The sequence below is a fragment of the Micromonospora sp. NPDC023814 genome (assembly GCF_040639595.1).
GTDB lineage: Bacteria > Actinomycetota > Actinomycetes > Mycobacteriales > Micromonosporaceae > Micromonospora.
The window spans coordinates 26,388-50,237 of sequence record NZ_JBFAAF010000016.1 but is presented as its reverse complement, the minus strand read 5'-3'; the positions used below and the strand labels follow the sequence as shown (position 1 = coordinate 50,237).

Genomic DNA, 23,850 nt, shown 5'->3' with positions numbered 1-23,850 from the left:
ATCGCACGCTACACGAGGCGTGACGGCGGCGCACGACCCCAAATCGGGCATATTCCGATCGAGGGGCATCGTCATCCGTCGCTGTGGTAGGCATGCGGCATGACGAGGACGCCGGACGGGCCGGGGCGGGGGCCGGCGGGCATCCGGCACGCGGAGATCCGGCGGGTCCGGCCCCGGGACGCCGCCCGGATGCGGGCGCTGCGGCTGGAGATGCTCGCCGACGCGCCGCTGGCCTTCCTGGAGACCCTCGCCAACGCGGCGGCCCGGCCGCACGCCGACTACGCGGCCCGGATCGCGCACGTGTCGGCCGGCACGGACACCGCGCAGTTCGTCGCGGACCCGGGCGGCCGGCTGGTCGGGCACGCCGGGGGCACGGTGACCCCGGAGGAGCCCGGGCTGACCGTCGTCTACGCCGTCTACGTCACCCCGTCGTGGCGCGGCACCGGCCTGCTCGGCGAACTGGTCGAGGCGGTGGCCGCCTGGTCCCGGAAGTGCGGCCGGCCCGAGCTGATGCTGGAGGTGGTGGTCGGCAACGACCGGGCCTACCGCGCCTACCGGCGGCTGGGCTTCGTCGACACCGGCGTACGCGTGCCGCACCCCACCGTGCCGGCGCTCACCGAACTCCAGATGCGCCGCTCCGCCTGACGCGGAAGGGTTTCCGGGGTGGGCTGCCCCGGAAACCCTTCCGTGACTCAGGCGTGCCGACGGGACTGCACGATGCGGAACCGGTTGGCCACGTAGGCGCCGTCGGTGAGCGCGGAGTTGGCCGCCGCGTTCGCGCCGCTGCCGTGGAAGTCGGAGAAGGCCGCCGACTGGTTCACGAAGACCCCGCCGGTCAGGTTGCAGGACAGGTGCACCCCGACCTCGATCGCCGCCGCCTCGGCCGCGTCGAGGACCGCCTCGTCGGTGGAGTAGACCGCCGCGGTGAGCGCGCCCTTCTCGCCGACCGTCGACCGCAGGATCTCCAGGCTGTGCGCCGTCGAGTCGGTCGCGATGGCGAACGAGATCGGCCCGAACCACTCCTTCGAGTAGGTCGCCGTGTCGTCGGCCGCCAGCTTGACCAGCGTCGGGGTGCGGACCACCGCGCCGGGGAAGGCCGGGTGCTCGACCGTACGCGACTCCAGCACCGTCTCGCCGACCTTGGTGACCTCGTCGAGGCGCTCCAGCACCCCGTCGTTGACGATCGCGCCGGTGAGCTCCACCCCGCGCGCCGGGTCGGCGGTGAGCTTGCCGATCGCGGCGGCGATCCCGCCGGCCACCTCGTCGAAGCTCTTGTGCCCCTGGTCGGTGGTGATGCCGGCGGCGGGGATGAGGATGTTCTGCGAGGTGGTGCACATCTGGCCGCTGTAGAGGGTCAGCGTGAAGCCGAGGTTGCGGCACATCCCGGCGAAGTCGTCGGTGGAGTCGACCACCACCGTGTTCAGGCCGGCCTTCTCGGTGTAGACCGCCGCCTGCCGGGCGTTGGCCTCCAGCCAGTCGCCGTACTCGGTGGAACCCGTGAAGTCGACGATCTTCACGGCCGGGTGCAGGGCCAGCGTGGAGGCGAGCTTCTCGCCGGGGGCCTCGGCGGCGAGCAGCACCAGGTTCGGGTCGAAGCCGGCCTCGGCGAGCACCTCCCGGGCGTACCTGACGGTGACGGCCAGCGGGAGCACCGCGCGCGGGTGCGGCTTGACCACCACCGGGTTGCCGGTGACCAGCGAGGCGAACAGCCCCGGGTAGGAGTTCCAGGTCGGGAAGGTGTTGCAGCCGATCACCAGCGCCACGCCGCGTGGCACCACGTGGAAGGTCTTGGTCATCCGCAGCGGGTCGCCCTTGCCGGCGGCCTTCTCCCAGCCCGCCGTCCCCGGGTGCCGGGTCATCTCCGCGTACGCGTAGGCGACCGCCTCCAGCGCGCGGTCCAGCGCGTGCGCGCCGCCGGCCTGGAAGGCCATCACGAACGCCTGGCCGCTGGTGAACTGCACCGCGTTGGCCAGCTCGAAGATGTGCTTGTGCAGCCGGTCGAGGATCTCCAGGCAGACGCCCACCCGGGTCTGCGGGCCGGCGTCGCGCCAGCTCGGCAGTGCGGCGGAGGCGGCGGCGACCAGCTCGTCGGCCCCGGCGTGCGGGTAGCGGACGCCCAGCTCGACGCCGAACGGGCTGGTCTCGGTGGCGACCCGGTCGCCGGCGCCCGGCTGGTCGAGGGGGAAGTCGCCGCCGAGGTACGCCTCGAAGGCGGCCTTGCCGTCGGCGGCGGCGGTCTCGCCGTAGACCCGTGGGCTGGGCGACTCGGGGTAGGCGGACCAGTACCCGCGCTCCGTGATCGCGGTCAGCGCACGGGTCAGGGTGTCGGCGTGCCTGTCGTACAGGGGGTGCGGGGTCTCCGTCATGCCCGCCATCATGCAACAGGAAGCCCCAGGATCAGTAGGGCCGTGTCACAACTCAGATCGTGAGCTGCCAGTCGGTCCAGCCGTCGACCCGGCGGAAGCCGAGCTGCTCGTTGATCGTGATCATGTAGCTGTTCTCGGCCGCGTTGAAGGTGTCGATCGCGCGGACCGCCGGCTCGTGGGCGAGCAGGTGCCGCAGGTTCTCGATCTTGACGAGCAGACCGAGCCGGTGCCCCCGGTGAGCGGGGTCGACGATGGTGATCTGCTGGAACGCGTGCCAGTCGGCGGAGGGGCCCACGTCGAGCAAGGTCCAGGCGGCCACCCGGCCGGACGCCTCGTGGCGCACCGCCGTGTGGTAGCGCCGCCGTCCCCGCGCCTCCAGCGCCCGCTCGATGCCGCGGACCCGTTCGACGTCGATCCGCTCGGGCTCCCACTCCACGTCGCCGAGGGGCGCGTCGGCCATCAGCCGGCCGTCGAGGTAGGCGATGTCGGCGACGTGCTCGTCGGGGGTGCTCCCCTGCCAGCGGAGGACGCGGTAGCCGTCGGCCCGGGTGCGGGCGTCGGCCAGCGCGGCGTCCAGCCCGTCGTGGTCGAGCCGGGTGGTGTCGAGCCGGCTGCGGATCTCGGCCAGCGCCGGCCGCGCGCCGGTCGACGCGGCGAAGGCGGCGCCGGCCTCGGGCCGGGGCGGGCCGCCGGGCAGCGCGGCGACCGCCATCCCCAGCACCCGCTTGCGGCCCCGCTCGCGCAGCAGCCGTACGGCGTGCTCGTGCAGCGCCCGGCCCACCCCGCGGCGCCGCTGGGCCGGGTGCACGATCAGGTCGGCGGTGGCGTTCTCGGTGTTGTCGAGCTGCGGCAGGTCCAGCGCGAGGTAGCCGGCCGGCACGCCGTCGAGCCGGGCCAGCGCCCAGAGCGCGGTGTTGCCGGGCATCGGGTGCCGGATCGCGGCCTCGAAGCGCCGCCGGCAGAAGGGCGGGAAGTCCGGCAGGTCGGCGTCGTTGGCCGCCGCGCCGATCCGGTAGGCCGCGTCGATCGCGGTCTGGTCGGCGGCGTCGATCGGCGCGATCGTGATGCGCATGCCCCGAGGGTGGCCCGGAAACGACGATCGGGCCAGCGATTTAACCGCTGGCCCGATCGGACGTTGGTCGGGAGGGACGCTCGCACAACGCCTCCGGCGTTGGGTCGCAAGAACTCAAAGTCTCCGGCGAGACGCCCTCCCGCACGAAGCATCTTGCGCCGTCCGGTTCCTGCCGTCAAGTCCTTGTCGGTGCGTTTTCCGCACTCACAGCGAAAAGCCAGTTACCCGGCGGATCGACCCGATCCCCCGTCCGGGTGAGTCACCCCTCCCCCGTTCCTCCCGGCCGCCCCCGCGATCTTGCGCTGTGCGCCCCTGACCTGCCCGGAACTCCCGGCGGACCGGGCGGCACCCGCGGCGGTCGCCGGGCACGTCACCGGGCGGCGCCGGCCCGTCCCGTGACGACAACGGGCGGCCGGCGCCCCCTGGGTGCCCGGCCGCCCGTTCGCCGCGTCAGCCCGCCTTGCTGAACTCGATCGAGATCGACTCGACCGCCTGCTTGCGGGTGAACGACCGCGGCATGCCCATCGCCTCCAGCGCGTCGTTGACGCTGTCCACGTACGCCGTCAGGCTCGGCGTGGCGGAGGAGTAGGTGCCGGTCGTGGTCTGGGTGGACGAGCACGTCGTGTCGGTGATCGCACACGCCATCGTGTAGTGCACGGCGCTGTTCCACTGGGTCGAGGTGCCCTGCACGAACAGCCGGGTGTTCACCCGGCACGCCGCGAACAGGTACGGGTTGCGGACCGTGGTGGTGAACGTCGCGGTGTCGGTGCCGGGCCAGTAGCTCACGGTCGACTCCGCCACACAGCCACCGTCGAAGCTGCTCGACGACTTGCTGACGGTGTACTTGTCCTGCGTCCCGGCCGCCGCCGGCGTGGCGCCGAGGGCCACCACACCGAGGGAGGCGGCCAGCATGGTGAAGGCGGTCACGGCCGCCCGGGTGACGCGGGCCGGTGCTGCGTTCATGGGAACCCCTCTCGTGCCGGCCGGGTGGTCGCGGCCGATCGCAATTCGTCGCCTATGTGACAGGCGGCGGTGGACCCCGGGAGCTTCCGGGTACCGCCACCTGGAGATTCTTCGGCCGGGTCGGGAGGGCTGTCCAAGACGCGACAACGATGGGCCATAGGACGGACCTATGAGTGCTGGTAGATCTTCTGATCGTCGATGCCCGCGGGGGTCGGGCAAGGGGGATCGTCATGGTGGAACTACGTCAACTCCGGTACTTCCTCGCCGTCGCCGAGGAGCGGTCCTTCACCCGCGCCGCCGCGCTGCTGCACGTCAGTCAGCCGACGCTGAGCCAGCAGATCCGCGCCCTGGAGCGGTCGGTGCGCGCGCCGCTGTTCCACCGGGAGCCGGCGGGCGTCCGACTCACCGAGGCCGGATCCGCGCTGCTCGAACCGGCCCAGCGGGCCGTGGTCGGGATCGCCGACGGCGTACGGGCGGCCCGGGACACCATCGGCACCGGCGGCGGCACGCTACGCGTCGGCTTCAGCACCGGCGGGGCGGGCGACCTCATCGCGTCGATCCTGCCCGCCTGGCAGCGGGCCGCCCCCGAGGTACGGCTGGTCCTGCGCGAACTGACCGTGGGCGGGCTGTACACCGCCCTGCTGGCGGACCAGATCGACGTGGCGCTCACCCGGCTGCCGCTGGACCCCGAACGGCACGACTGGACGGTGCTGTTCGCCGAGCCCCGCGTCCTCGCGCTGAGCGCCCGGCATCCCCTGGCCGACGCCGGGGCGGCGGTGTCGCTGGCGGACGTGCTGACGCTGGCCATGCCCCGGATCGAGGACGTGCCGACGATCCGCGACTACTGGCTGCTCAACGACTACCGCGACGGCTGCCCGCCGCAGCAGCGCGGGGTGACGGTCACCTCGCCGGCGGAGATGGCGTACCTGATCCTCCAGGACCCGTCGGTGGTGGCCGTTGGTCCCCGCACGGCACGCGGGCTCTCGCCCCTCGCGGAGCTGCGCTTCGTGGAGCTGTCCGAGGTCGCCCCGGTGCCCTTCGTCGCGGCTGCCCGACGGCACGACCGCCGTGCCGCCGTGCTCGCCTTCCGTCAGGTCGCGGCGACGGTCGCGCGCCGCCTGCACGCCGTGCTCACGCCGGCCGATGGCAGACCGGACCGGGTGGCCGGCGTGGGGGCGAGTCGCGCGACCGGTGCCGGGGCGGGCCGGGCCGGCGGCTGAGCCGCGAGCGGTCACCGGCCTCGGACCTCAGCCGAGGAGGCCGGCGTCGCGGGCGGCGCGCAGCGAGGGCCTGATCCGGTGGGTGGGGCCGGCCTGGGCGGCGATCGCGTCGAGGGTCTTGAGCCCCTCGCCGGTGTTGAAGACGACGGTCTCCGCGGTCGGGTCGAGCCGGCCGGACTCGACCAGCTTGCGCAGCACCGCCACCGTCACCCCGCCGGCGGTCTCGGCGAACACGCCGGTGGTGCGGGCCAGCAGCCGGATGCCAGCGCGGATCTCGTCGTCGTCGACGTACTCCATCCAGCCCCCGGTGCGGCGCACCGCCTCCAACGCGTAGAGGCCGGCGGCCGGGTCGCCGATGTTCAGCGACTTGGCGATGCCCGTCGGCTTGACCGGGGTGATCGTGTCGGTGTCGGCGTGCAGGGCGGCGGCGATCGGGTTGCAGCCGGCCGACTGGGCGCCGAAGACTTTCCAGCCGCCGGCCGGCGGCTCGACCAGCCCGATCTCGACCAGCTCGGCGAACGCCTTGTCGATCTTGGTGAGCAGCTCCCCGGAGGCCATCGGGATGACCACCTGGGCCGGGATCCGCCAGCCGAGCTGCTCGGCCACCTCGTAGCCGAGCGTCTTCGACCCCTCGGCGTAGTAGGGGCGGACGTTGACGTTGACGAACGCGGTGTCCTCGAACTCGTCCGTCTCCACCAGCTCGCCGCAGAGCCGGTTCACGTCGTCGTACGAGCCGTCGACGGCGACCAGTTCGCCGCCGTAGACGGCGGTCGTGACGACCTTGCCCTGCTCCAGGTCGCCGGGGATGAAGACCACCGACGGCGCCCCGGCCCGGGCGGCGTGCGCGGCGACCGAGTTGGCCAGGTTGCCGGTGGAGGCGCAGGCGTAGCGGCTGAAGCCGAGCGCCCGGGCGGCGGTCAACGCGACCGAGACCACCCGGTCCTTGAACGAGTGGGTCGGGTTGCCGCTGTCGTCCTTGACCCAGAGCGGGGCGGTGATGCCCAGCTCGGCCGCGAGGTGCGGGGCGGCGACCAGCGGGGTGAAGCCCGGGTCGAGGGTGACCCTGGTCGCCGGGTCCTGGCCGGCGGGCAGCAGCGCCGCGTACCGCCAGATGTTCTGCGGGCCGGCCTCGATCTGCTCCCGGGTGACCGTCGCCAGCGCGGCGGCGTCGTAGTCGACCTCCAGCGGGCCGAAACACTCGTAGCAGGCGTGCTGGGCGGCGAGCGGGTAGCGGGCCGAACAGGCGCGGCAGACCAGGGCGCGGGCGGGGCTGGCGGTGGTGTCGATGCCGGAGACGGCGAACGTCGACGTCATGTCGAGGGTCCTCTCATCTTTCCCCGCATCGCACCCTGCGGCGGGGACGGAATTGGCACCTGCCCCGCCGGTCGCTCTGCGGTGAGCGCGCGGGGTGGTTGCCGGGGCGTCGTCGGGCCGTATCCCTCAGCCCCTCTGGATGAGGTATGCAGTTGTGCCGCCGAGTCTACGGGCAACAGCCTGCCCTGCCGAGCGGGGTTCCCACGCTGTGAGCGGCCCCGCTACCGGGTCACCCACGGCGACCGGGTCGGCGACCGCCACCGGGTCGGGTGAGCGCCGCGCCCGAGCGTGCGTCGGGCACGTCGGCACCACGCCTCCACGAGGCCCGTCGAGCGCCTCCACGGGACCTGTCGAGCTGCCCCGTCCGTGGGACCACCCGGGCACCCGCACCGGGGCCCGGCGCCGGCGACGGAGGTGACCGCTACCGCTGGCGCTCGCGGACGTGACCCGCGGCCGGGCTGGCGTCGACCCGTTACGGTGCGGGGGCTCATCGACGGAAAGGGATCGCACGATGCGTCGCAAGCTCGTCCCGGTGGTGGCGCTCTCCATGGCCTGCCTGCTGGTCGTCACCTCCGCCTGCTCCACGGGCAGCCGGAAGAAGCGCAACCGGTCCTCCGACCGGCCGGCCGGCGCCTCGACGAAGAAGGACCTCGACATCGACGAGGCGACGACCCGGGCGACTCCGACCCCCCGCCGCACGCCCCGGCCGGCCGACCAGCTCACCTGCGCGGAGCTGCGCGACGCCGAGGTGGGGAGCAGGAAGGTCCGCTACAACGGGTACGCCGACCCGATCCCCCTCGCCGGCGGCCGCTGGTCGGGCGAGGACGGCGCGACCGTCGAGCTGCAGAAGCCCTGCGCGATCGGCGACCTCGACGGTGACGGGGCGGCCGACGCGGTCGGCGCGGTCATGCTCAACGGCGGCGGCAGCGGCAGCTTCTTCACCCTCGCCGTCTGGCGCAACGTCGACGGCGACCCGGCCTACCAGGCGCAGACCGACCTCGGCGACCGCACCCCGGTGTCGAGCGTCAGCGTGCGCGACGGCAGGGCGACGGTGGTCTACCTGACCCGGACGCCGGACAGCGCGATGGCCGAGCTGAACATCCGGCGCACCGCCGTCTACCAGCTCAGGGGCACGTCACTGACCGAGCTGAGCCACACCGACGCCCCGTACCGCCCCTGACGCCCCCGCCGCTGGCCCCCGCGGCCGGTCGCACAGACGGGGCAGGTCGACAGCGGCGATCCCGGTGCAGGTGGTCAACGGGGCCGCAGGAATCACCTCGGGCTTCGACGACCCACCCCGGCCGCTGACCCTGCAACCCGGCGAGCGGGTCGGTGCCGCTGCTATGAGACGACGTCCTTGCGGGTGAACCGCCAGAAGGCGAGGCCCCAGAACAGCGTCGTGTAGCTGATCGCCGAGATGGCGCCGCGTACCACGTCGTCGGTCTGCACCGGCGTCGACAGCAGCCCCAGCCAGGCGGTGCTGTAGTGAGTCGGCAGGAACGCGCGCAGCGCGCCGAGCGCGGTGATCTGGTCGAGGATGCTGGAGAGGATCCACAGCAGCACCGCGCCGCCGACCGCGCCGAGCGCCGCGTCCGTCACCACCGACAGCAGGAACGCCAGGCCGGCCACCACCAGGAGTACGACCGCCAGGTAGCCGAGCACCCCCAGCAGCCGCAGCAGCCCCTCCCCCGGTTCGAGCTGGGCGGCGACGGTGCTGCGCAGCGGCTCCCAGCCGTAGCGCAGCGTGCCGATCAGCAGGGCGGTGCCGGCGAGCAGCAGCAGCGCCAGGGCCGAGTAGGCGAGCGCGACGAGCAGCTTCACCGTCAGCAGGCGGGCCCGGGGCACCGGTATCGCCAGCAGGTAGCGCAGGCTGCCCCAGCTCGCCTCGCTGGCCACCGTGTCCCCGAAGAACAGCGCCACCACCACGACCAGCAGGAACGACGCCGAGACGAAGATGGTGAACAGGGTGAAGTTCAGCCCGCCCGAGGTGGCGAACTCGACCAGGCTGCCGAACTCCCCACGCCCGTTGTCGTCGTCGTCGCCCGTGTCGAACTGGAAGGCGATCAGGATGATCAGCGGCAGCAGCACCATGAACCCGAGCGCGAGCTGCGTACGCCGCCGGGATGCCTGCCGCCGGAACTCGGCGCCGAACGGCAGGGTGGCCGACGGCCGGTAACCCGCCGCCGCGCCCACCGTGGGTGACGTCCCCGCCATCATCGGTCCCCGCTTCCCCGAGAGTTCTCACCGACCAGGGCGAGGAACGCGTCCTCCAGGCGGCGCCGCGGCACCACCCGGTCCACCCCGATGCCGGCCCGGACCAGCTCGGCGACCACCTCGCTGCGGGCGGTCCCGTTGGTGTCCACCACGAGCTGGCCCTCGCCGTCGGGAAGCACCCGCACCCCGTGCAGGCCGTCCAGCACCGCCCGGGCGGCCGCCGGGTCGGTCACCTCGAAGAGCACGCTCGGCGACTCGCCCACGATCTCCTCGACCGGGCCCGAGGCGACGATCCGGCCCTTGTTCACCACCACCGCGTGCGTGCAGGTCTGCTCCACCTCGGCCAGCAGGTGGCTGGAGACCAGCACCGCACGGCCGTCGGTGGCGTAGCGCTGGAGCACCCGGCGCATCTCGGCGATCTGCGGCGGGTCGAGCCCGTCGGTCGGCTCGTCCAGCACCAGCAGCTCGGGCAGGCCCAGCATCGCCTGCGCGATGGCGAGGCGCTGCTTCATGCCGTGGCTGTAGTTCTTGATCCTGCGGTGCACGGAGTCGCCCAGGCCGGCGATCTCCAGGGCCTCGTCGAAGTGCGCGTCCTCGGCCGGCCGCCCGGTGGCCCGCCAGTACGCCCTCAGGTTCTCCAGGCCGGACAGGTGCGGCAGGAAGCCCGGCCCCTCGACCAGCGCGCCGATCCGGGACAGCACCGGCGAGCCGGGTACCAGCCGATGCCCGAAGACGTAGATCTCGCCGGCCGTGGGCTGGGTCAGCCCCATCAGCACCCGCAGCGTGGTGGTCTTGCCGGCGCCGTTGGGGCCGAGCAGGCCGACGACCTGGCCGGGATGCACCTCGAAGTCCACGTTGGAGACGGCGACGAAGCCGTCCGCGTACTCCTTGCGGAGCTGCCGCACGGCGAGCGGGACGCCCGCGTACGCCGGGTGGACGGAGCTGTCCTGGCGGCGGTGCCGGCGCCGGGCCACGGTCACGACCGCGACGAGCCCGACCGCGATCGCGGCGACCAGCCCGACCAGCACCCACCGCCACACCGTGGCGGCGGTGGGGATCGGCTCGCCGGCGACGGTCGGCAGGCCGACCGCGCCGCCGACCGCGACGGTGTGGACGGTGGGCTCGACCGGGGTGGCGTACGCCTGGTCGGAGGTCGCCACCACGACGCGCAGCCGATGTCCCGCCTCGACGCGACGGACGATCGCCGGCAGCGTGACGGTGACCGGCTGCGCCGCCTCGATCCCGCGCGGCAGGCCGGTGAGCCGGACCGGGGCGACCAGGCCGTTGGGCAGGGTGGCCGCGCCGTTGGGGTCGACGTCGTAGAGCTTGACGAAGAGCACAGCCTCGCCGGTCGGCGACGCGGCCCGGATGTCCACGGTCGGCGCGCCCACCACGTCCACCGCCTCGGTCAGCGGCTCCGACTCGAACCGGGCGTGCTGGCCGGGGATGTCCCCGGCGACGCCGCCGAGCAGGGACGACAACTCGCCGGCGAAGGGCACCGAGGAGATGGCGGCGGGGTTGCCGGCCGGCGGATTGGCGACCGGCTGGGCCGGGCCGGCCACCGGAACGTCGCGGCGGGCCGTGCCGGCGACGCCCGGGTAGTCGGCGGTGCGGTAGCCGGTGGCCACCAGGCCCCGGTCGAGGGCGTCGAAGCCGGCGATGCGGGACCAGGTGAAGCCGACCCCCGGGGCCTCGCCCGCACCCTTGACGTAGTGGTCGAGCCACTGCACGGTCAGGAACTTCACCCGGTCCGAGTCGGTCCGCGGGCCCTCGCCGCCGTCGTGCCCGCCGGTGAACCAGGCCACCCGCACGGGCGTGCCGGCGGCGGCGATGCCGCGCGCGTTGGCGTCCGCCTCACCGAGCGGGAAGAGGGTGTCCGCCGCGCCCTGCACCAGCAGGGTCGGCGCCTTGATCCGGTCGAGCACGCCGGCCGGGCTGGACCGGCGCAGCAGGTCCACGGCGGCCTGGTCGGCCCGGCCGGTGGTGGCGATCCGCAGGTACGCGGCGCAGATGTCGGCGGCGAACCGGCCGCACGACGGGTCGGCGGCCCCGGCCGGCGCCCGCCCCGGACCGGTTCCCGGGCCGGCGCCCGGCCCCGGGCTGGGCGGGCCGGCGGAGGCGGGCGCCCCCTCGGGCTGGGTGGCGCCGGCCCCGGAGAGCCCCGCCGGCCCGGAGCCGACGTTGCCGCCGCCGCCGAAGAAGAGGCCGGCCCAGCCGGACTTGAAGACGCCCTCGGTGGGCTGCTTGCCGGTGCTCTCGGGCAGGAAGGAGCGGGACAGGTCGTGCCAGGTGATCATCGGGACGATCGCGTCGACGCGCTGGTCCTGTGCCGCGAGCAGGAGCGCCAGGCCGCCGCCGTACGAGCCGCCGACCACGCCGACCTTCGGGTCGCCCGCGGCGTCGGTGCGGATCTCGGGGCGGGCGGCGAGCCAGTCCAGCAGGCGCTGGGCGTCCCGGACCTCGTAGTCCGGGTGGTCCAGGTGGATCTGCCCGCCGCTGCGGCCGAAGCCGCGCGCCGTCCAGGTGAGCACCGCGTAGCCGCGCCCGGCGAACTCCTCGGCGTCGGCGCGGACGGACTCCTTGGTGCCGCCGAAGCCGTGCGCCAGCAGCACCGCCGGCACCCGGCTCGCCGCCGAGGCGCTCTCCGGCAGGTAGAGCGTGGTGTCCAGGTCGACGGGCTGGTCGCCGGCCGGTCCGGAGCGGACGGTCAGCATCGCCGACTCGGCGCGGACGTCCGGCTCCTGCGGGACCACCGCCCAGGTCACGGCGGCGGCGAGCAGCACGACGGCCGCCGCCGCGGCGACCGCGCGCCGGCGGGTGGGCAGGGCACGCCGGATCCACGCGGCCGACGACGGCGATCTCATGCGGCACACGGTACGGCCCGAACCCTGAGCGTTGGCTGAGATCCTCCGTACGGCCGTCCGGTTGGTCCGATCGGCGGCCGGACCGGTGCGACCGCCGCGGGTGCAGACCCTCCCAGGGAGACGAATTCGTATCACGTGAATTCCGATTTTCGGCGAGAAATCCCCTCCGATCCATCCATGCCACTCTCCCGAACGGCACCCAGCGTGGCCGGTGGCGGGACGAACGGTCACCTGGCGCCTCATGACGGAAAGCTGACCGTTCGACGACCGGATCGCCCCTCGCTGTTCGGTTAATTTCCGGTCCGGTGCACGGGACTCCACGGTCGATGCGTTTCACGTGAAGGGGGCGGTCGTGATGAGAGGTGGACTGGACGAGACACTGGCCCGGTTGGCCCGGCGCGAGGAGGCGCTGCGCCGGCAGGCCGCCGACCAGGGCGGGGCGGCGGACGGGGAGGCCGCCGCACCGCCGGCAACGCCGGACGGGGTGGCCCGGGCCCGCGCCCGGGTCCGCACGTCGCACTCGGAGCAGCTCGCCGACGGTCGGGGCGAGGCCCGCAACGCCGGGCCCGGCTGGGGCGACGCCCGGCGCGCCGGCGAGCCCCGCGACCCGGTGGCGGAGGTCGCCGACGCCGTCCGCCGGGTGGTGGTGGGCCACCCCGGCATGGCCGTCACCATTCGGGTCGAGCACGACCGGAAGGCGTACCCGCTGCGGATCGCCTGGACCGGCACGGGCGTGACGGTCGGCGCGGAGACGCCTGCCGTACCGTCGCCTGCGGCGGGGCCGGCGTCGGGCAGGACGCCGCCGGCCTGGACGCCCGGCCGGGAGGGGCTGAGCGCCGACCCGGCGGCGCGGCTGACCGAGCTGCTCCGCAACGACCCGTCCCTGCTCGACGACGGTTCCGGCGGGTAGGCAGCGCGTCGTACGGGAGCGCGGTGCAGGGCTGCCTGCCTTCGAGCGCGACGGGTGCCGGATGACATCGGGGGCTAGGGTCGGGCGGTGGCGGAACCCGACCTGACCCTGACCGCGAGCCTGCGGCCGGCCGCGCTGGACGCCCGACGGGGCATCGTCCGGCTGCACCCGGAGGTGCTCACCGCGCTGGCGCTGCGCCCGGGCGACCCGGTGCGCCTGGCCGGCCGGCGGGTGACCGCCGGGATCGTCGCTGCCGATCCGACCGCGAGCACCGCCCTGCTCCACGCCGACGACCTGATGCTGGGCAACCTCGGCGTCCGCGACGGCGGCCAGGTGACGGTGAGCCCCCTTCCGGTCACCGCGGCCCGCCGCGTCGTCCTCGCCGGGCCGGCGCCGGTCGCCGCCGTGGTCTCCCCCGAGATGCTCCGGCTGGCCCTGCTCGGCAAGGTGGTGACGACCGAGGACGACGTGTCGCTGCTGCCGCAGGACGTCCTGCCCGACGCCTCGGTACGCAGCCTGGTGGAGGCCGCCCGACGCAGCCTCTCCAACAGCGTCGGCTACGCCTGGACCAGCACCCTGCTCACGGTGGTCGCCGTCGAGCCCGGCACCGGCTCCCTGGTCACCATGGACACCGTCGTCGGCTGGGAACACGGCCCGGCGACCCACGGCTCCGCCGCCGCGGCGGGCTCGCCGGTCACCCGGGCCGCCGGCGCGGCGGGCGGGTCCGGTCAGGCCGCCGGCCCGGCGGGCCCCGGCCGGGCCGGCGGACCCGGCAGCGCGCCTGGGGGCGGCCCGGCACACGTCGGCGCGGCCGAGGGCACCGGCGGCCCTGCCCCCGGCTCGCGCCGGGCCGGGCGTGAACCGGCAACCGCGGACGCCACGGGCCGGGCCGGCGCGGGTGACGGCGCCACGAAGGCGGACGAGGAGGCCGCGCCCTCGGTGGACGAGCTGCCCGGGCTACGGTCCCAGGCCGAGGAGCTGACCGAGCTGCTCGACCTCGGCTTCCACCACCGCGAGGTGCTCGGCCGGCTGGGCACCACCGTCTCGCTGGGCGTACTGGTCGCCGGGCCGGCCGGCTCCGGCAAGGCGGCGCTGGTGCGCGCCGTGGCCGCCCGGGTCGGGGCCCGGGTCTGCCCGCTCTGGGCGCCCGAGTTGGCCACGCTGACCAACCAGGCCGCCGCCGACCGGCTGCGCGCGGCCGCAGCCGAGACGCAGGCCGGCGGGCCGGCGGTGCTGCTGGTCACCGACGTGGAGGCGCTCGCCCCGGCCGACGGGCCGGGACCGGTGGCCACCGTGTTCCGCCAGGTGGTCGCCGAGACCGTCCGGGCCGGCGCGGCGGTAGTCTGCACCACCGGCCGGCCCGAGGCCGTCGACCCGGCGCTGCGCGCCCCGGACCTGCTCTCGCTGCGGATCAGCGTCCCGCTGCCGGACCCGGCGCTGCGCCGGGACCAGTTGACCGTGCTGACCCGGCAGGTCCCGCTCGCCGAGGACGTGCGGCTCGACGAGGTCGCCGGGCGTACCCCCGGCTTCGTCGCCGCCGACCTGGCCGCGCTGGTGCGCGAGGCCGGGGTGCGCGCCGCGCTGCGGCAGAAGTCGGCCGAGACGCCGACGGTCGCGATGACCGACTTCACCGCCGCCCTGGAGGTGGTCCGGCCGACCACCATGGCGGCGTCCACCCTGGAGCTGGCCTCGGTGACCCTCGACGACGTGGGCGACCTGACGGAGGTCAAGGAGACGCTGACCGAGTCGGTGCTCTGGCCGCTGACCTACCCGGACACCTTCGCCAGGCTCGGCGTGCAGCCGCCGCGCGGGGTGCTCCTCTACGGCCCCCCGGGCTGCGGCAAGACCTACCTGGTCACCGCGCTGGCGGGGTCGGGCCGGGCGAACGTGCTCTCGGTCAAGGGCGCGGAGCTGCTGTCGAAGTGGGTGGGCGAGAGCGAGCGCGCCGTCCGCGAACTGTTCCGCCGGGCCCGCGAGGCCGCGCCCACGCTGGTCTTCCTCGACGAGGTGGACGCGCTCGCGCCGGTGCGCGGCCAGGCCAGCGACGGCGGTACGACCGACCGCGTGGTCGCCGCGCTGCTCACCGAACTGGACGGGGTGGAGGCGCTGCGCAACGTGGTGGTGGTCGGCGCGACGAACCGGCCCGACCTGGTGGATCCGGCGCTGCTGCGCCCCGGACGGCTGGAACGGCTGGTCTACGTGCCACCACCGGACGGGCCGGCGCGGGCGGAGATCCTGCGCGCCGCGTCGCGGAACGTGCCGCTGGCGCCGGAGGTGGACCTGGCGGCGCTGGGCGCGGAGCTGGACGGCTTCTCGGCGGCGGACTGCGCCGCGCTGGTCCGGGAGGCGGCGCTGGCCGCCATGCGGGAGTCGCTGACCGCCTCCACGGTCACCGCCGCGCACGTGGCGACGGCCCGCTCCCGGGTCCGCCCGTCCCTGGACCCGGTCCAGGTCGCCTGGCTCGCGGCGTACGCGGAGAAGCGCGCCGGCTGACCGACGGACGGTTCGGTCAGCCGTCTCGGTGCGCCATCCGGATACTCGAACGCCCTAGCGCTGCACGTCCAAGAAGAGAAACGCCCGCCCCGGGGTAGGGACGGGCGCTCGCGCGTCTGCGGTCGGTCAGACCCGCTCGGCGACCTGGGCGACGAAGGCCCGCCAGGCAGTCAGCGGGAAGGTGAGGGCCGGACCGGCCGGATCCTTCGAGTCCCGGACGCCCACGACGCCGGGGAGGTTGTCGGCAACCTCAACGCAGGCCCCGCCGTTGGTGGAGGAGCGGGACGACTTCCGCCAATGAGCACCCGTCATGTCCATGTCTTTGCCGCTTCCTTGAGTATGTCGAGGGTCAAGCCGAGCGGAAGAGCGCCGCCTCGGACCGCGTCCCACGACAGTCCCAGGCTAGCAATCCCCGCCGGCTGCTCTACGATCTGCGCCGCCAGCTGATTGTCCACGTATCCCGCACGTGATCCGTCGGGCAGATCGGCGAGAATGAACGCGCCGGCCAGGCCCGAGTACATGCCAGAGGACGTCGGAACGATGTGCAACTGGATATGCGGTTGCTCAGCGCACGTCATCAGGTGTTCGAGCTGTTCGGCCATCACACGCGCATCACCACACGCGCGCCGGACGACCATCTCGTCTAGGACCACGAAGAGCTGCGGGCCCGGGTCGCGAGCGAGAACGGCTTGCCGTTCCATCCGTGCCGCGACGCGCTGGTCAAGCTCCGACGTGGGCACGCGCGCCGCACGGAAGGTCGCACGGGCGTATCCCTCGGTCTGAAGTAGACCGGGCACGAAGGCGTGTTCGTACCAGCGGAGCGCCGTCGCTTCGCGCTCTATTTCGATCCACTCGCGCAGCCAGATCGGCGCGGCATCACCCTTCACCAGCTCGTTCCAGAGCGTCGCGAAGTAATCGTCCGTGCCCAGTGCCGCATCGACGGCCGTCAGGTAGGCCAGCGTCGGCGGCTTCACTCCGGTCTCGATCGCACTCACTTGGGAGTCCGAACAGAAGACCCGCTCGCCTAGCTGGGCTTGTGTTAGCCCGGCGGATGCGCGGCGTCGCCGTAGCTCGCGAAGCAGGTACTCAGACGGCGAGATTCCCACGGTTTCCACGCCCTTCCACGACTTTCCACACCATTCCCCGCCCGCCCTGACCTGGGCCGCTGCGCTCCGCAATCGAGCGGTGGCTATTCCGAGCGTAGGGGCATGGCGTCCAGGGTGGAAGGACAGACGGCGCGGCCGGTGGAGGCGACCCGAGGCCCGGCGGTCGTGCCAGTCGTGGGGCCGCTTCGACGGGAGAGCGGGGCGGCCCCCTCCAACAGATCGAGGAGGTCCTCGTCGTGCTACTTCGGTTCTGGCGCTGCAAGCCCGCGCCGACGTCGTCCCCACTTCCGCGTCGGGTTCCACTCAACGAACGTCCGAACTGGGCGACGGCTCCGACCACGGTCTTCCCGACCAACGACCCCGGTCGCGCCGGGAACCTGACCCGCGCCCAGCAGTGGCGCGCGAACGGGGGCCAGTGGTGAGCCTGGTCGTCGGTCACGTCATCCGAGTCCCCGAGGACTCCTATCGCTTCGGCACCGGCCCACTGACGCTGCACATCTCCGAGGTCATCAGCCGCGGAGAGTTCGAGGGTGCGACATGGGCCGAGCTGAAAGGCCGCGAGGTGCGCGAGGACGGATCGCTCGCCGTCCGAGAGCGGTACGCCTTCGTCCGCGTCGACCGCGTCCAGCCCGTGGCGGTGCGGTCCCTGTGACCCGCCGCCCCGAACACCTGCCGTTCCGCCCCACCTGGCGGTGCACCGCCTGCGGCATCGCCTGGCCCTGCTCACCCGCGAAGCTGCGCCTCCTCGCCGAGTACCGGCAGGATCGCACGGCCCTGCTGGTCTACCTGGCGACCTTGCAGGCCGAGGCCGCGGGACAGCTCGCCGGTCTGGACAGCGGGACGCCATCGGACAGGCTTGCCGAGCGCTTCACCGGCTGGGCCCGCCCCCGGTAACCGGCCTCCCGACCGTCCGCCCCGGCGTCCGCCTCCTTCCCCGTGAGAGCCCGGCCCGGGGCGGGCTGTGTCAGTCGGTGGGCAGCAGGGGGCCGAGCGGGCCCAAATCGAGGTTGAGGTCCTCGGGGGCCAGGCCGAAGTACTCGCGCAGCCCCGCCATCTGCTCCTCCAGCGCCATCAGCGTCGTGCCGATCCGCTCGACCTGTTCCTCAGTGAGGTCGCCGAGGTCGACGCGGCGCAGCGCCTGCCGCTCCATGAGCTGCCGCAGCAGCTCGATCACGGTGAGCACGAGGCTGGCCAGCCCCCGCTCGACGGAGTCCCGGTCGACCGCGAGCCGGCGGTCCAGCGGGGTCACCCGGGGCGGCTGCCACCGGGTGTCCCCGAGCGCGGCGGCCAGTTCGGCGGCCTCGTCCCGGCGGGTCCCGGCACCTGAGGCGGTGATGCCGCCCGGGGCGTTCGGGCCGCCGTCCGGGGCGGTCATGCCGGTGACCCTGGTGACGAGACGGCCCCGGGCACGGCAGCGTCCCGCAGCTCCGGCGGGGCGAGCGCGCCGACGGAGGCGACCAGGGCGCGCAGGGAGATCCGGACCAGGTCGACGTCGGCGATGGCGATGGTGATGTCGCCGCTGATCACCACGCCGGTGGCGAGGACCCGGTCCAGCAGGTCCACCAGCGCCACCGGCCGGTAGGCCAGCGGGTCGTCGGCGCTGCTCGGCGCGAGCGAGGTGGTCACCACGCCGACTCCCCGGCGGTCGGCGCGCCGGCTCGGCGGGCGGTCAGCACGCCGGCTCCCGCACGGTGAGCGCCGGCTCGGGCGGTCGATCCTCGGCGAAGGAGTACGGCGGCCACGGGCCGGTCAGCTCCAACCGGATCTCCGGGTGCCGCGCGGCGAGCGTGTCGACCAGCCGGCTGAAGGCGGCGAGCGCCTCCTGCCCGACCAGGTACGCCCCGTTGAGCACCATGGCGGTGGACGCGCCGGAGAGCCGGCGGTCCTGCGGCGGGTGCCGCCGGGCGGCCACCGCGTGCCCGGCGAGGGCCACGTGCACGGCGGCGGCGGCGTCGGCGGCGATCCGCTGCCCCTCCTCCCGGGCGGTGAGCTGGGCCCGGCGCCGCCGCAGGTACGCCGCCCCGGCCCCGCCCGACCCCTCGGGCTCCGCCGCCCGGGGCGTGGCGCCGGGCACGACGTAGCCCTTGACGCCCCACTCGTCCCGGCCGGCGAGCCGGTCGAGCAGGGCGGTCAGCTCGGTCCGGCGGGCGGCGAGCTGGCCCGCCACCCGGGCGTCGTCGTGGTGCACGGTGGCCAGCCGGGCGGGCACCACCGCGCCGGCCCGGGACAGCGCGGCCACCACCGCGTGGTGCGCCCGGGCGGCGCGCTCCAGCCAGGCCAGGTCCTCCAGGTTGCGGCGCAGCGCCTCCTCGCCGTACTCGGTCAGCGGCGCGGTGCTGACCACGGCGACCAGCCCGGCGGCCGGCACCGCGCGTACCGGCGCGCCGTCCATCCCGGCGGTCGCGGCGAGCAGGGCCCGGTCCGCCTCCCGCGTCACGCCGTGCAGCCACACCCCGGCGTCCAGCTGCTCGGCCGGGCCGGCGGACGCGAGGTCAGCCGTCGATCTCATCCCACTCCTCCCTCCGGGCGGCCCGCCGGGCGACCCGGGGGCGGCGCTCCGCCTCCACCTGCTCCGGGTCCCGCGGGCCGGGCTCGACCGGCGGCCTCGCCCGCGAACTGAGCCACGGGTCGTGTTCCCACCAGTCGATGCCGATCTGCCGTGCCGTGTCGACGGAGGCGATGACCAGCCGGAGCTTGAGCGTCAGCAGCTCGATGTCGAGCAGGCTGACCCGGATGTCGCCGGCGATCACGATGCCCCGGTCGAGCACCCGTTCCAGGATGTCGCCGAGGTTGGCCGGCTCGTGCCCGGCCGGCAGGACCTGGCCGGAGTTCTGCACCACCGGTGGCGGTTGCACGGTCATCTCAGCCCACCTCGCCCTTCCCGCGCTGGTAGCGCCGCACCCGCCGGTAGCCGAGCAGGCCGCCCTCCAGGTCCAGCTCCACCTCGTAGAGGCCGAGCAGGTCGGTGGAGGCGGGGATCCGGCGATCCTCGATCACCTCCACCCCGACCAGCCAGCCGTCCCGCACCGACTTCAGCGAGGTGGTCCCCACCGGGTCCCGGCCGGTCAGCTCGACGATCTGCCGCATCCCCTCGCGGGCGGCCTCGGCGGCCGAGATCGGTTCGAGGTACTCCTCCTCGTCGTCGTACCGGTCGTCGTCGTACCGGTCGTCGTCCGGCTCGTTCCTACGCGCCCGGCCGCCGTCGCCGCGGATCCGGTCCGCCATGCCGCTCACCTCCCTCGCCGCCGTCGCGCGGCACCCGCCGCGCCCGTTCCGCGCCGGCCTCCCGGCGGGGCCCGCCGACCCTTCGCCGGGCGACGGCCCGGCCCGGGTCACGGGTCCGGCCCGGGTCACGGGTCCGGCTTGGATCGCGGGTCCGGCTTGGATCGCGGGCCCCGGCCCGGTCGTCGCCCCGGGCCTGATGGCGGGCCCGGGGCGGAGCGGGCTGGCGGGCGTCGCCGGTCAGCCGCTCCAGCACCTGCTGCTGCCCCCGGTCCCGCTCCACGGCGGTGATCTCCCCGGCGGCCTCCGCCGCCTCCAGCGCCTCCAGCTCGCGCCGGACGTCGACCGGGTTGCGCTGCCGCGACTCCGCCTCCCGGGCGATCACCTTGACCACGGCGGTCAGCCCCCGGACCGGCGCGTACGGCAGGGTCAGCAGCGTCCAGAGAATGTCCACCGGTCACTCCACCAACTGGTGGGCGCTGACGAAGTCGTACGGGGCGAGCGGGCCGAGCAGGCGCGTGCGGAGCAGCTCCCGGCGCTGCTCGGCGTACTCCTCGACGGCCGCGACGAACTCGTCCTCCCGGTCCCGCTCGACCAGGAAGGCGGCGTTCGCCGCGTCCAACTCGTGGCTCGGCGGTCGCGGCGCGCTCGCCACGACGAGCGGGCCGAGAGCCTCGACGAGCTGCCGGTTCTCCGCCTCGCGGCGCAGCTCCACCGCCTGGCTGATGATCTCGCCGAGCCGGATCCGCTGCGGCCGGGTGGCCGCCTCCGGCTGCCCGCGCACCTGGCCGGCCAGCTCGGCCGCGGCCGGGTTGTCCGCCAGGATCTCCGCGATCATCTCCGGCTCGTGGTAGCGGCCGTGCACGACGTACTGGATCCGCCCCTCGAACTCGTCGAGGGCCGCGGCGAACCGATCGTGGTGCGCCTCCAGCAGGTCGGCCACCGCGTCGGGGCCGGTGACGACCGTGCCGAAACGCACCGGCAGCACCGGGGCCACGGCCGCCGTGCCGTCCACGAGTTCCTGGTACGCGGTCAGGTCCGCCGGCCGGCCGATCGGCTCGGTCAGGCTCACCTCGCTGACCAGCGCGGCCAGCTCACCGCGCCGGATCGCGGCCACCTCCCCGGGCGGGTCGCCGATCCCGGCGGCGTCCGGGGTCGGCTCCACGTCGGAGGGCACGATGCCGTAGATGAACAGTCCGGTCTCCTCGGCCATCTCAGCGCTCCTCGTCCCGGCGCCGCCGGGGTCGGTCCCGGTCCCGGTCGGTGTCCCGATCGCCGAGCGAGTCGGCGACGGCCCCGCTGATCTCCCGGGCCGCCTTGCCGAGGCCCGACATGGCCTTGCCCTTGCCGACCGCCCCGGAAGCACCCTCGACCAGGTCGGGGAGCCCCTTCTGACCCTTCGGCGTGATGTCGAACCGGTCGACCGCCTCGGCGAAGCGCAGGTACGTCTCCACGCTGGCGATGACGATCCGGGCGTTGATCTCCAGCAACTGGATGCCGACCACGGCGACCGACACCTGCGCGTCGATCACCACGCCCTTGTCCAGGACCGTCTCGACGACGTCGGCCAGGTTGGAACCCGCTCCGCCGCGCTCCAGCGCACCGCCGGCCTGATCCTCACTCGTTGCGATCGTCACTCCCGCTCCTCCCGTCGACGGCGGACCACGGGCCGGCGGGGCGCCTCCGGGGCGCGTCGCGGCCGGGGCTCCTCGCGGGGCAGGGGCTCCTCGCGCGGCTGCGGGCGCCGGGCGCGCCCCGGGGCGCGGCGACGCGGCGGCGGCTGTTCCTCCTCGTACTCGCCGTAGTCGCCCTCGTCGTACTCGTCCTCGTACTCCTCCTCGGCCGGACGGCGCCGCAGCGGCGGCTGGCGGCGGCCACGCTCGACGGGTCTGCGCTCCGCGCGCGGCTCCTCCTCGGCCTCCTCCTCCGGCTCCGGTTCGGGCTCGCCCCGGCCGCGCTCGCGCTCCGGTCGCTGCGGCCCGCGCTGCTCCCGCTCGGGCTGCTCCCGCCGGTCGCGCTCCTCCTGCTCCTCGCGCAGGGCGGTCTCGTGGTCCCTGACCACCTGCCCGTCCTCGATCTCGCCCCGCCAGCCCTGCACGGAGTCCGGGTCGAGGACGGTCTGCGTCATCACGTGCCGGACGAAGTGCTTCAGCTCCAGCCGGACGCGGCGGCCCTGCGCGCGCCACAGGTTGCCGGTGTGCTCGAAGAGCCCCTGCGGGTGGTACTCCAGCACGACCAGGATCCGGGTCAGGTCGGGCGACAGCTCGTGGAAGCTGACCGTGCCGTCGACCGAGCCCTTCTCGCCCTTCGAGCGCCAGTGGATCAGCTTGTCCGGGATCTGCCGGACGATGGTCGACTCCCAGGTGCGGTGCGACCAGAAGACCTGCGCCTTCCAGGTCAGCTTCTCGTCCGCCTCGGTGTCGACGTTCTCGACCTTCTTCATGAAGCTCGGGAAGTCGCCGAACTGGGTCCACTGGTTGTACGCGACCCGGACGGGCACGCCGACCTCGATCGCCTCCACGATGTTGGTGACCTTGAGCTTCTTCCCCCCGCCCTTGCCGCCCTTGCCGCTCCGGCCGAGAGCCGACATCACCTTCTCCTTACCGCCGGCCAGCCCGGCATGGACCAACGCCTTCACCGGCGACCCGCCCTCGGCGAGCTTCTGCGCACCCGTCGCGGCGGCGATCAGGCCGGGGCCGCCGCCCTGCTTCGCGTAGTCGCTGAGGCGTCCGGTCGCGCCGGTGATCCGCTCCGTCACCACCTGCACGGCGCGTTCGCCGATGGCGCTCGCCAGGTTCCGCGCCTCGCCGGCGAGCTGGCCCCGGACCTGGTCGCCGAGGCCGCCGGGGTTCGTCGTGGCCGCCATGGTCACCGCCCCCGCTGGTCGTCGTCGGTGTCCCGGTCCGGCCGGTCGTCGTCCGACCCGTCGTCGGGCGCGGCGGCGCCGCCCCTGCGGCGCAGCGCGTCGGCCGAGCCGCGCAGCTTGCCGCTGAGCGCGTCGATGCCGCTGCCGGCCGCGGCGGTCGCGGCCGCCTTGGAGGCGGCGGCGAGCGGCCCGCCGAGGCGACCGAGGTTGGCCAGCTGGGGGGACGACTGCAGCAGGTTGCCGCCCGCCTTCAGCAGCCCGCCCGGCTCCCGGCTGGCGCGGCCGGCCGCGACCGCGGCGGCCAGGGTGAGGGCGGTACGCAACTTGCGCCGGCGGCCGAGCAGATAGCCGAAGCCCACCGCGAGCCCGATTCGTGCTCCGCTGTTCATCAGTTCTCCTTCGCTCCCCGGAGCGGCAGACACCTGACGGCAGCGGTCGAAAATGGCCACCGGGGATCAGCACGTGCCGGACCGCAATCAGGTGTCCCGTTCAATCGGACCCGGCGGGCAGTACCCGGTGGCCTATCGGCGAAACATTTCCGCCTTTCCCCGGAACCATTTCCGGAGCCCACGGCACGGCCCTCGCCAACCACACAAAGCGGGCAGTCGGACCGCTACGAGCAGCGAGAACCTCAGAAAGGAAAGATCTGACGAATGGTCGTCACAAAGCGGGTGGCGTCGAATCGAGGCATATCTCGGCGTGCACCTTGCCGTCACCCTCGCGCAATTTCGCCCCGCACTTCGAGAGCACCGACAACGCCCCGTGATTGTCGACGGTGGTCTCCGCGACCACGAGCCGCATTCCGGCCGCCGCCGCCTCGTTCAGCAGCTCACGCAAAGCGGCCGGGCCGATGCCCTGACCCCGGGCGGACCGACCGAGCCACATCCCGGTCTCGACGGCGCCCGGCTCGCCGCGGCGGCTCATCCGGATCATGCCGACCACCTCGCCGCCGGCGAGGATCGCGTACATCTGGGTCCCGGTGGGGCCGCTCAGGCCGGCGAAGCTCGCCCGGTGGAACTCGCGGAACGCCTCCCGGCGGGCGTGCGACCAGCCCGCCGGAGCCTCCACCGGCGGCATCACGTCGCCGGGCTCCGCCTCGGCAGCCGCTACGGAGAGCAACGGCTCCAGGTTCCGCTCGTCCACCGGCTCCAACCGGACCGTTCCCGCCACGTGCCGCAGTCTGCCGCCCCCACCGGCCCAAGTCCACCCCATCGAACTCCGACTGACGGTCCGGCGGAAG

Annotated in this window: 25 protein-coding genes, 1 pseudogene and 1 riboswitch; of the genes and pseudogenes, 7 read left to right on the top strand and 19 right to left on the bottom strand. The window is 74.3% G+C overall.

Annotated features, from left to right (window positions below):
* Window positions 1–99: 99 nt before the first annotated feature.
* A complete protein-coding gene (locus AB0G14_RS11610; RefSeq protein WP_357696262.1) occupies window positions 100–645 on the top strand; it encodes a GNAT family N-acetyltransferase in 546 nt (181 codons plus the stop codon).
* Between the two features lie 47 nt (window positions 646–692).
* On the opposite strand, the gene paaN is transcribed toward AB0G14_RS11610, so the two are convergent.
* The 3 genes from paaN to AB0G14_RS11595 form a co-directional block, all read right to left on the bottom strand.
* On the bottom strand, window positions 693–2,366 hold the full coding sequence (gene paaN / locus AB0G14_RS11605) for a phenylacetic acid degradation protein PaaN (protein WP_357696260.1): 1,674 nt from the start codon (window positions 2,364–2,366) through the stop codon (window positions 693–695).
* Window positions 2,367–2,418: 52 nt separating this feature from the next.
* Window positions 2,419–3,438 carry a GNAT family N-acetyltransferase gene (locus tag AB0G14_RS11600; RefSeq protein WP_357696258.1) on the bottom strand — a complete coding sequence of 340 codons (1,020 nt, stop codon included), beginning with the start codon at window positions 3,436–3,438 and terminating at the stop codon, window positions 2,419–2,421.
* Between the two features lie 450 nt (window positions 3,439–3,888).
* A complete protein-coding gene (locus AB0G14_RS11595) occupies window positions 3,889–4,401 on the bottom strand; it encodes a hypothetical protein (protein WP_357696256.1) in 513 nt (170 codons plus the stop codon).
* 230 nt (window positions 4,402–4,631) lie between these two features.
* Between AB0G14_RS11595 and AB0G14_RS11590 the strand changes: the two genes are divergently transcribed.
* On the top strand, window positions 4,632–5,621 hold the full coding sequence (locus AB0G14_RS11590) for a LysR substrate-binding domain-containing protein (protein WP_357696254.1): 990 nt from the start codon (window positions 4,632–4,634) through the stop codon (window positions 5,619–5,621).
* A 27-nt stretch (window positions 5,622–5,648) separates the two neighbouring features.
* Here AB0G14_RS11590 and thrC read toward each other — a convergent pair whose 3' ends face one another.
* Entirely contained in the window at window positions 5,649–6,935 is a 1,287-nt protein-coding gene (thrC, locus tag AB0G14_RS11585; protein ID WP_357696252.1) for a threonine synthase, read from the bottom strand.
* A gap of 10 nt (window positions 6,936–6,945) precedes the next feature.
* A riboswitch (SAM riboswitch) is annotated at window positions 6,946–7,081 on the bottom strand.
* 365 nt (window positions 7,082–7,446) lie between these two features.
* On the opposite strand from thrC, the gene AB0G14_RS11580 reads away from it, so the two are divergent.
* Window positions 7,447–8,115 (top strand): hypothetical protein, encoded by a 669-nt coding sequence (locus AB0G14_RS11580; protein WP_357696250.1) that lies wholly within the window; start codon window positions 7,447–7,449, stop codon window positions 8,113–8,115.
* Between the two features lie 161 nt (window positions 8,116–8,276).
* Here the strand turns inward: AB0G14_RS11580 and AB0G14_RS11575 are convergent, their stop codons facing one another.
* Both AB0G14_RS11575 and AB0G14_RS11570 read right to left on the bottom strand, forming a co-directional pair.
* The gene (locus tag AB0G14_RS11575; protein WP_357696248.1) at window positions 8,277–9,152 is read right to left on the bottom strand and encodes an ABC transporter permease subunit; all 876 of its coding nucleotides are present in this window, start codon (window positions 9,150–9,152) and stop codon (window positions 8,277–8,279) included.
* Entirely contained in the window at window positions 9,149–12,013 is a 2,865-nt protein-coding gene (locus AB0G14_RS11570; RefSeq protein ID WP_357696246.1) for an alpha/beta fold hydrolase, read from the bottom strand. Before AB0G14_RS11570 ends, AB0G14_RS11575 begins: the two co-directional genes overlap by 4 nt.
* A gap of 355 nt (window positions 12,014–12,368) precedes the next feature.
* Here AB0G14_RS11570 and AB0G14_RS11565 point away from each other — a divergent pair, with 355 nt between their 5' ends.
* Window positions 12,369–12,923, top strand: a complete 555-nt coding sequence (locus tag AB0G14_RS11565) for a hypothetical protein (protein WP_357696387.1) — start codon at window positions 12,369–12,371, stop codon at window positions 12,921–12,923.
* A gap of 87 nt (window positions 12,924–13,010) precedes the next feature.
* A complete protein-coding gene (locus AB0G14_RS11560) occupies window positions 13,011–15,416 on the top strand; it encodes an AAA family ATPase (protein WP_357696244.1) in 2,406 nt (801 codons plus the stop codon).
* 126 nt (window positions 15,417–15,542) lie between these two features.
* Here the strand turns inward: AB0G14_RS11560 and AB0G14_RS11555 are convergent, their stop codons facing one another.
* Together AB0G14_RS11555 and AB0G14_RS11550 are read right to left on the bottom strand one after the other, a co-directional pair.
* Window positions 15,543–15,734 carry a DUF397 domain-containing protein gene (locus tag AB0G14_RS11555; protein ID WP_357696242.1) on the bottom strand — a complete coding sequence of 64 codons (192 nt, stop codon included), beginning with the start codon at window positions 15,732–15,734 and terminating at the stop codon, window positions 15,543–15,545.
* Window positions 15,725–16,522: a helix-turn-helix transcriptional regulator gene (locus tag AB0G14_RS11550; RefSeq protein WP_357696385.1), complete on the bottom strand. Its 798-nt coding sequence runs from the start codon at window positions 16,520–16,522 to the stop codon at window positions 15,725–15,727. The genes AB0G14_RS11555 and AB0G14_RS11550 overlap by 10 nt, the downstream gene beginning before the upstream one ends.
* 418 nt (window positions 16,523–16,940) lie before the next feature.
* On the opposite strand from AB0G14_RS11550, the gene AB0G14_RS11545 reads away from it, so the two are divergent.
* A complete protein-coding gene (locus AB0G14_RS11545) occupies window positions 16,941–17,174 on the top strand; it encodes a hypothetical protein (RefSeq protein WP_357696240.1) in 234 nt (77 codons plus the stop codon).
* Window positions 17,171–17,416: a flavin reductase gene (locus AB0G14_RS11540; RefSeq protein ID WP_357696238.1), complete on the top strand. Its 246-nt coding sequence runs from the start codon at window positions 17,171–17,173 to the stop codon at window positions 17,414–17,416. The genes AB0G14_RS11545 and AB0G14_RS11540 overlap by 4 nt, the downstream gene beginning before the upstream one ends.
* Before the next feature lie 70 nt (window positions 17,417–17,486).
* Here the strand turns inward: AB0G14_RS11540 and AB0G14_RS11535 are convergent, their stop codons facing one another.
* The 11 genes and pseudogenes from AB0G14_RS11535 to AB0G14_RS11485 form a co-directional block, all read right to left on the bottom strand.
* Complete coding sequence (locus AB0G14_RS11535; protein ID WP_357696236.1) at window positions 17,487–17,897, bottom strand: gas vesicle protein K; 411 nt, start codon at window positions 17,895–17,897, stop codon at window positions 17,487–17,489.
* Window positions 17,894–18,148: a gas vesicle protein gene (locus AB0G14_RS11530; RefSeq protein WP_357696234.1), complete on the bottom strand. Its 255-nt coding sequence runs from the start codon at window positions 18,146–18,148 to the stop codon at window positions 17,894–17,896. Before AB0G14_RS11530 ends, AB0G14_RS11535 begins: the two co-directional genes overlap by 4 nt.
* Window positions 18,149–18,191: 43 nt before the next feature.
* A complete protein-coding gene (locus AB0G14_RS11525) occupies window positions 18,192–19,031 on the bottom strand; it encodes a GvpL/GvpF family gas vesicle protein (protein ID WP_357696232.1) in 840 nt (279 codons plus the stop codon).
* The gene (gene gvpJ / locus AB0G14_RS11520) at window positions 19,015–19,383 is read right to left on the bottom strand and encodes a gas vesicle protein GvpJ (protein WP_357462087.1); all 369 of its coding nucleotides are present in this window, start codon (window positions 19,381–19,383) and stop codon (window positions 19,015–19,017) included. The genes AB0G14_RS11525 and gvpJ (AB0G14_RS11520) overlap by 17 nt, the downstream gene beginning before the upstream one ends.
* A gap of 1 nt (window position 19,384) precedes the next feature.
* Complete coding sequence (locus AB0G14_RS11515) at window positions 19,385–19,747, bottom strand: gas vesicle protein (protein WP_357696230.1); 363 nt, start codon at window positions 19,745–19,747, stop codon at window positions 19,385–19,387.
* A complete protein-coding gene (locus tag AB0G14_RS11510; protein ID WP_357696228.1) occupies window positions 19,707–20,198 on the bottom strand; it encodes a gas vesicle protein GvpG in 492 nt (163 codons plus the stop codon). Before AB0G14_RS11510 ends, AB0G14_RS11515 begins: the two co-directional genes overlap by 41 nt.
* A 3-nt stretch (window positions 20,199–20,201) precedes the next feature.
* A complete protein-coding gene (locus tag AB0G14_RS11505) occupies window positions 20,202–20,957 on the bottom strand; it encodes a GvpL/GvpF family gas vesicle protein (RefSeq protein ID WP_357696226.1) in 756 nt (251 codons plus the stop codon).
* 208 nt (window positions 20,958–21,165) lie between these two features.
* Window positions 21,166–21,375: pseudogene (gene gvpJ / locus AB0G14_RS11500) on the bottom strand (gas vesicle protein GvpJ); the annotation flags it as partial.
* Between the two features lie 2 nt (window positions 21,376–21,377).
* Window positions 21,378–22,610, bottom strand: coding sequence for an SRPBCC family protein (locus AB0G14_RS11495; RefSeq protein ID WP_357696224.1), 1,233 nt, complete (start codon window positions 22,608–22,610; stop codon window positions 21,378–21,380).
* 2 nt (window positions 22,611–22,612) lie between these two features.
* Window positions 22,613–22,999 carry a hypothetical protein gene (locus tag AB0G14_RS11490; protein WP_357696222.1) on the bottom strand — a complete coding sequence of 129 codons (387 nt, stop codon included), beginning with the start codon at window positions 22,997–22,999 and terminating at the stop codon, window positions 22,613–22,615.
* A 271-nt stretch (window positions 23,000–23,270) separates the two neighbouring features.
* The gene (locus tag AB0G14_RS11485; RefSeq protein WP_357696220.1) at window positions 23,271–23,780 is read right to left on the bottom strand and encodes a GNAT family N-acetyltransferase; all 510 of its coding nucleotides are present in this window, start codon (window positions 23,778–23,780) and stop codon (window positions 23,271–23,273) included.
* Window positions 23,781–23,850: the final 70 nt, after the last annotated feature.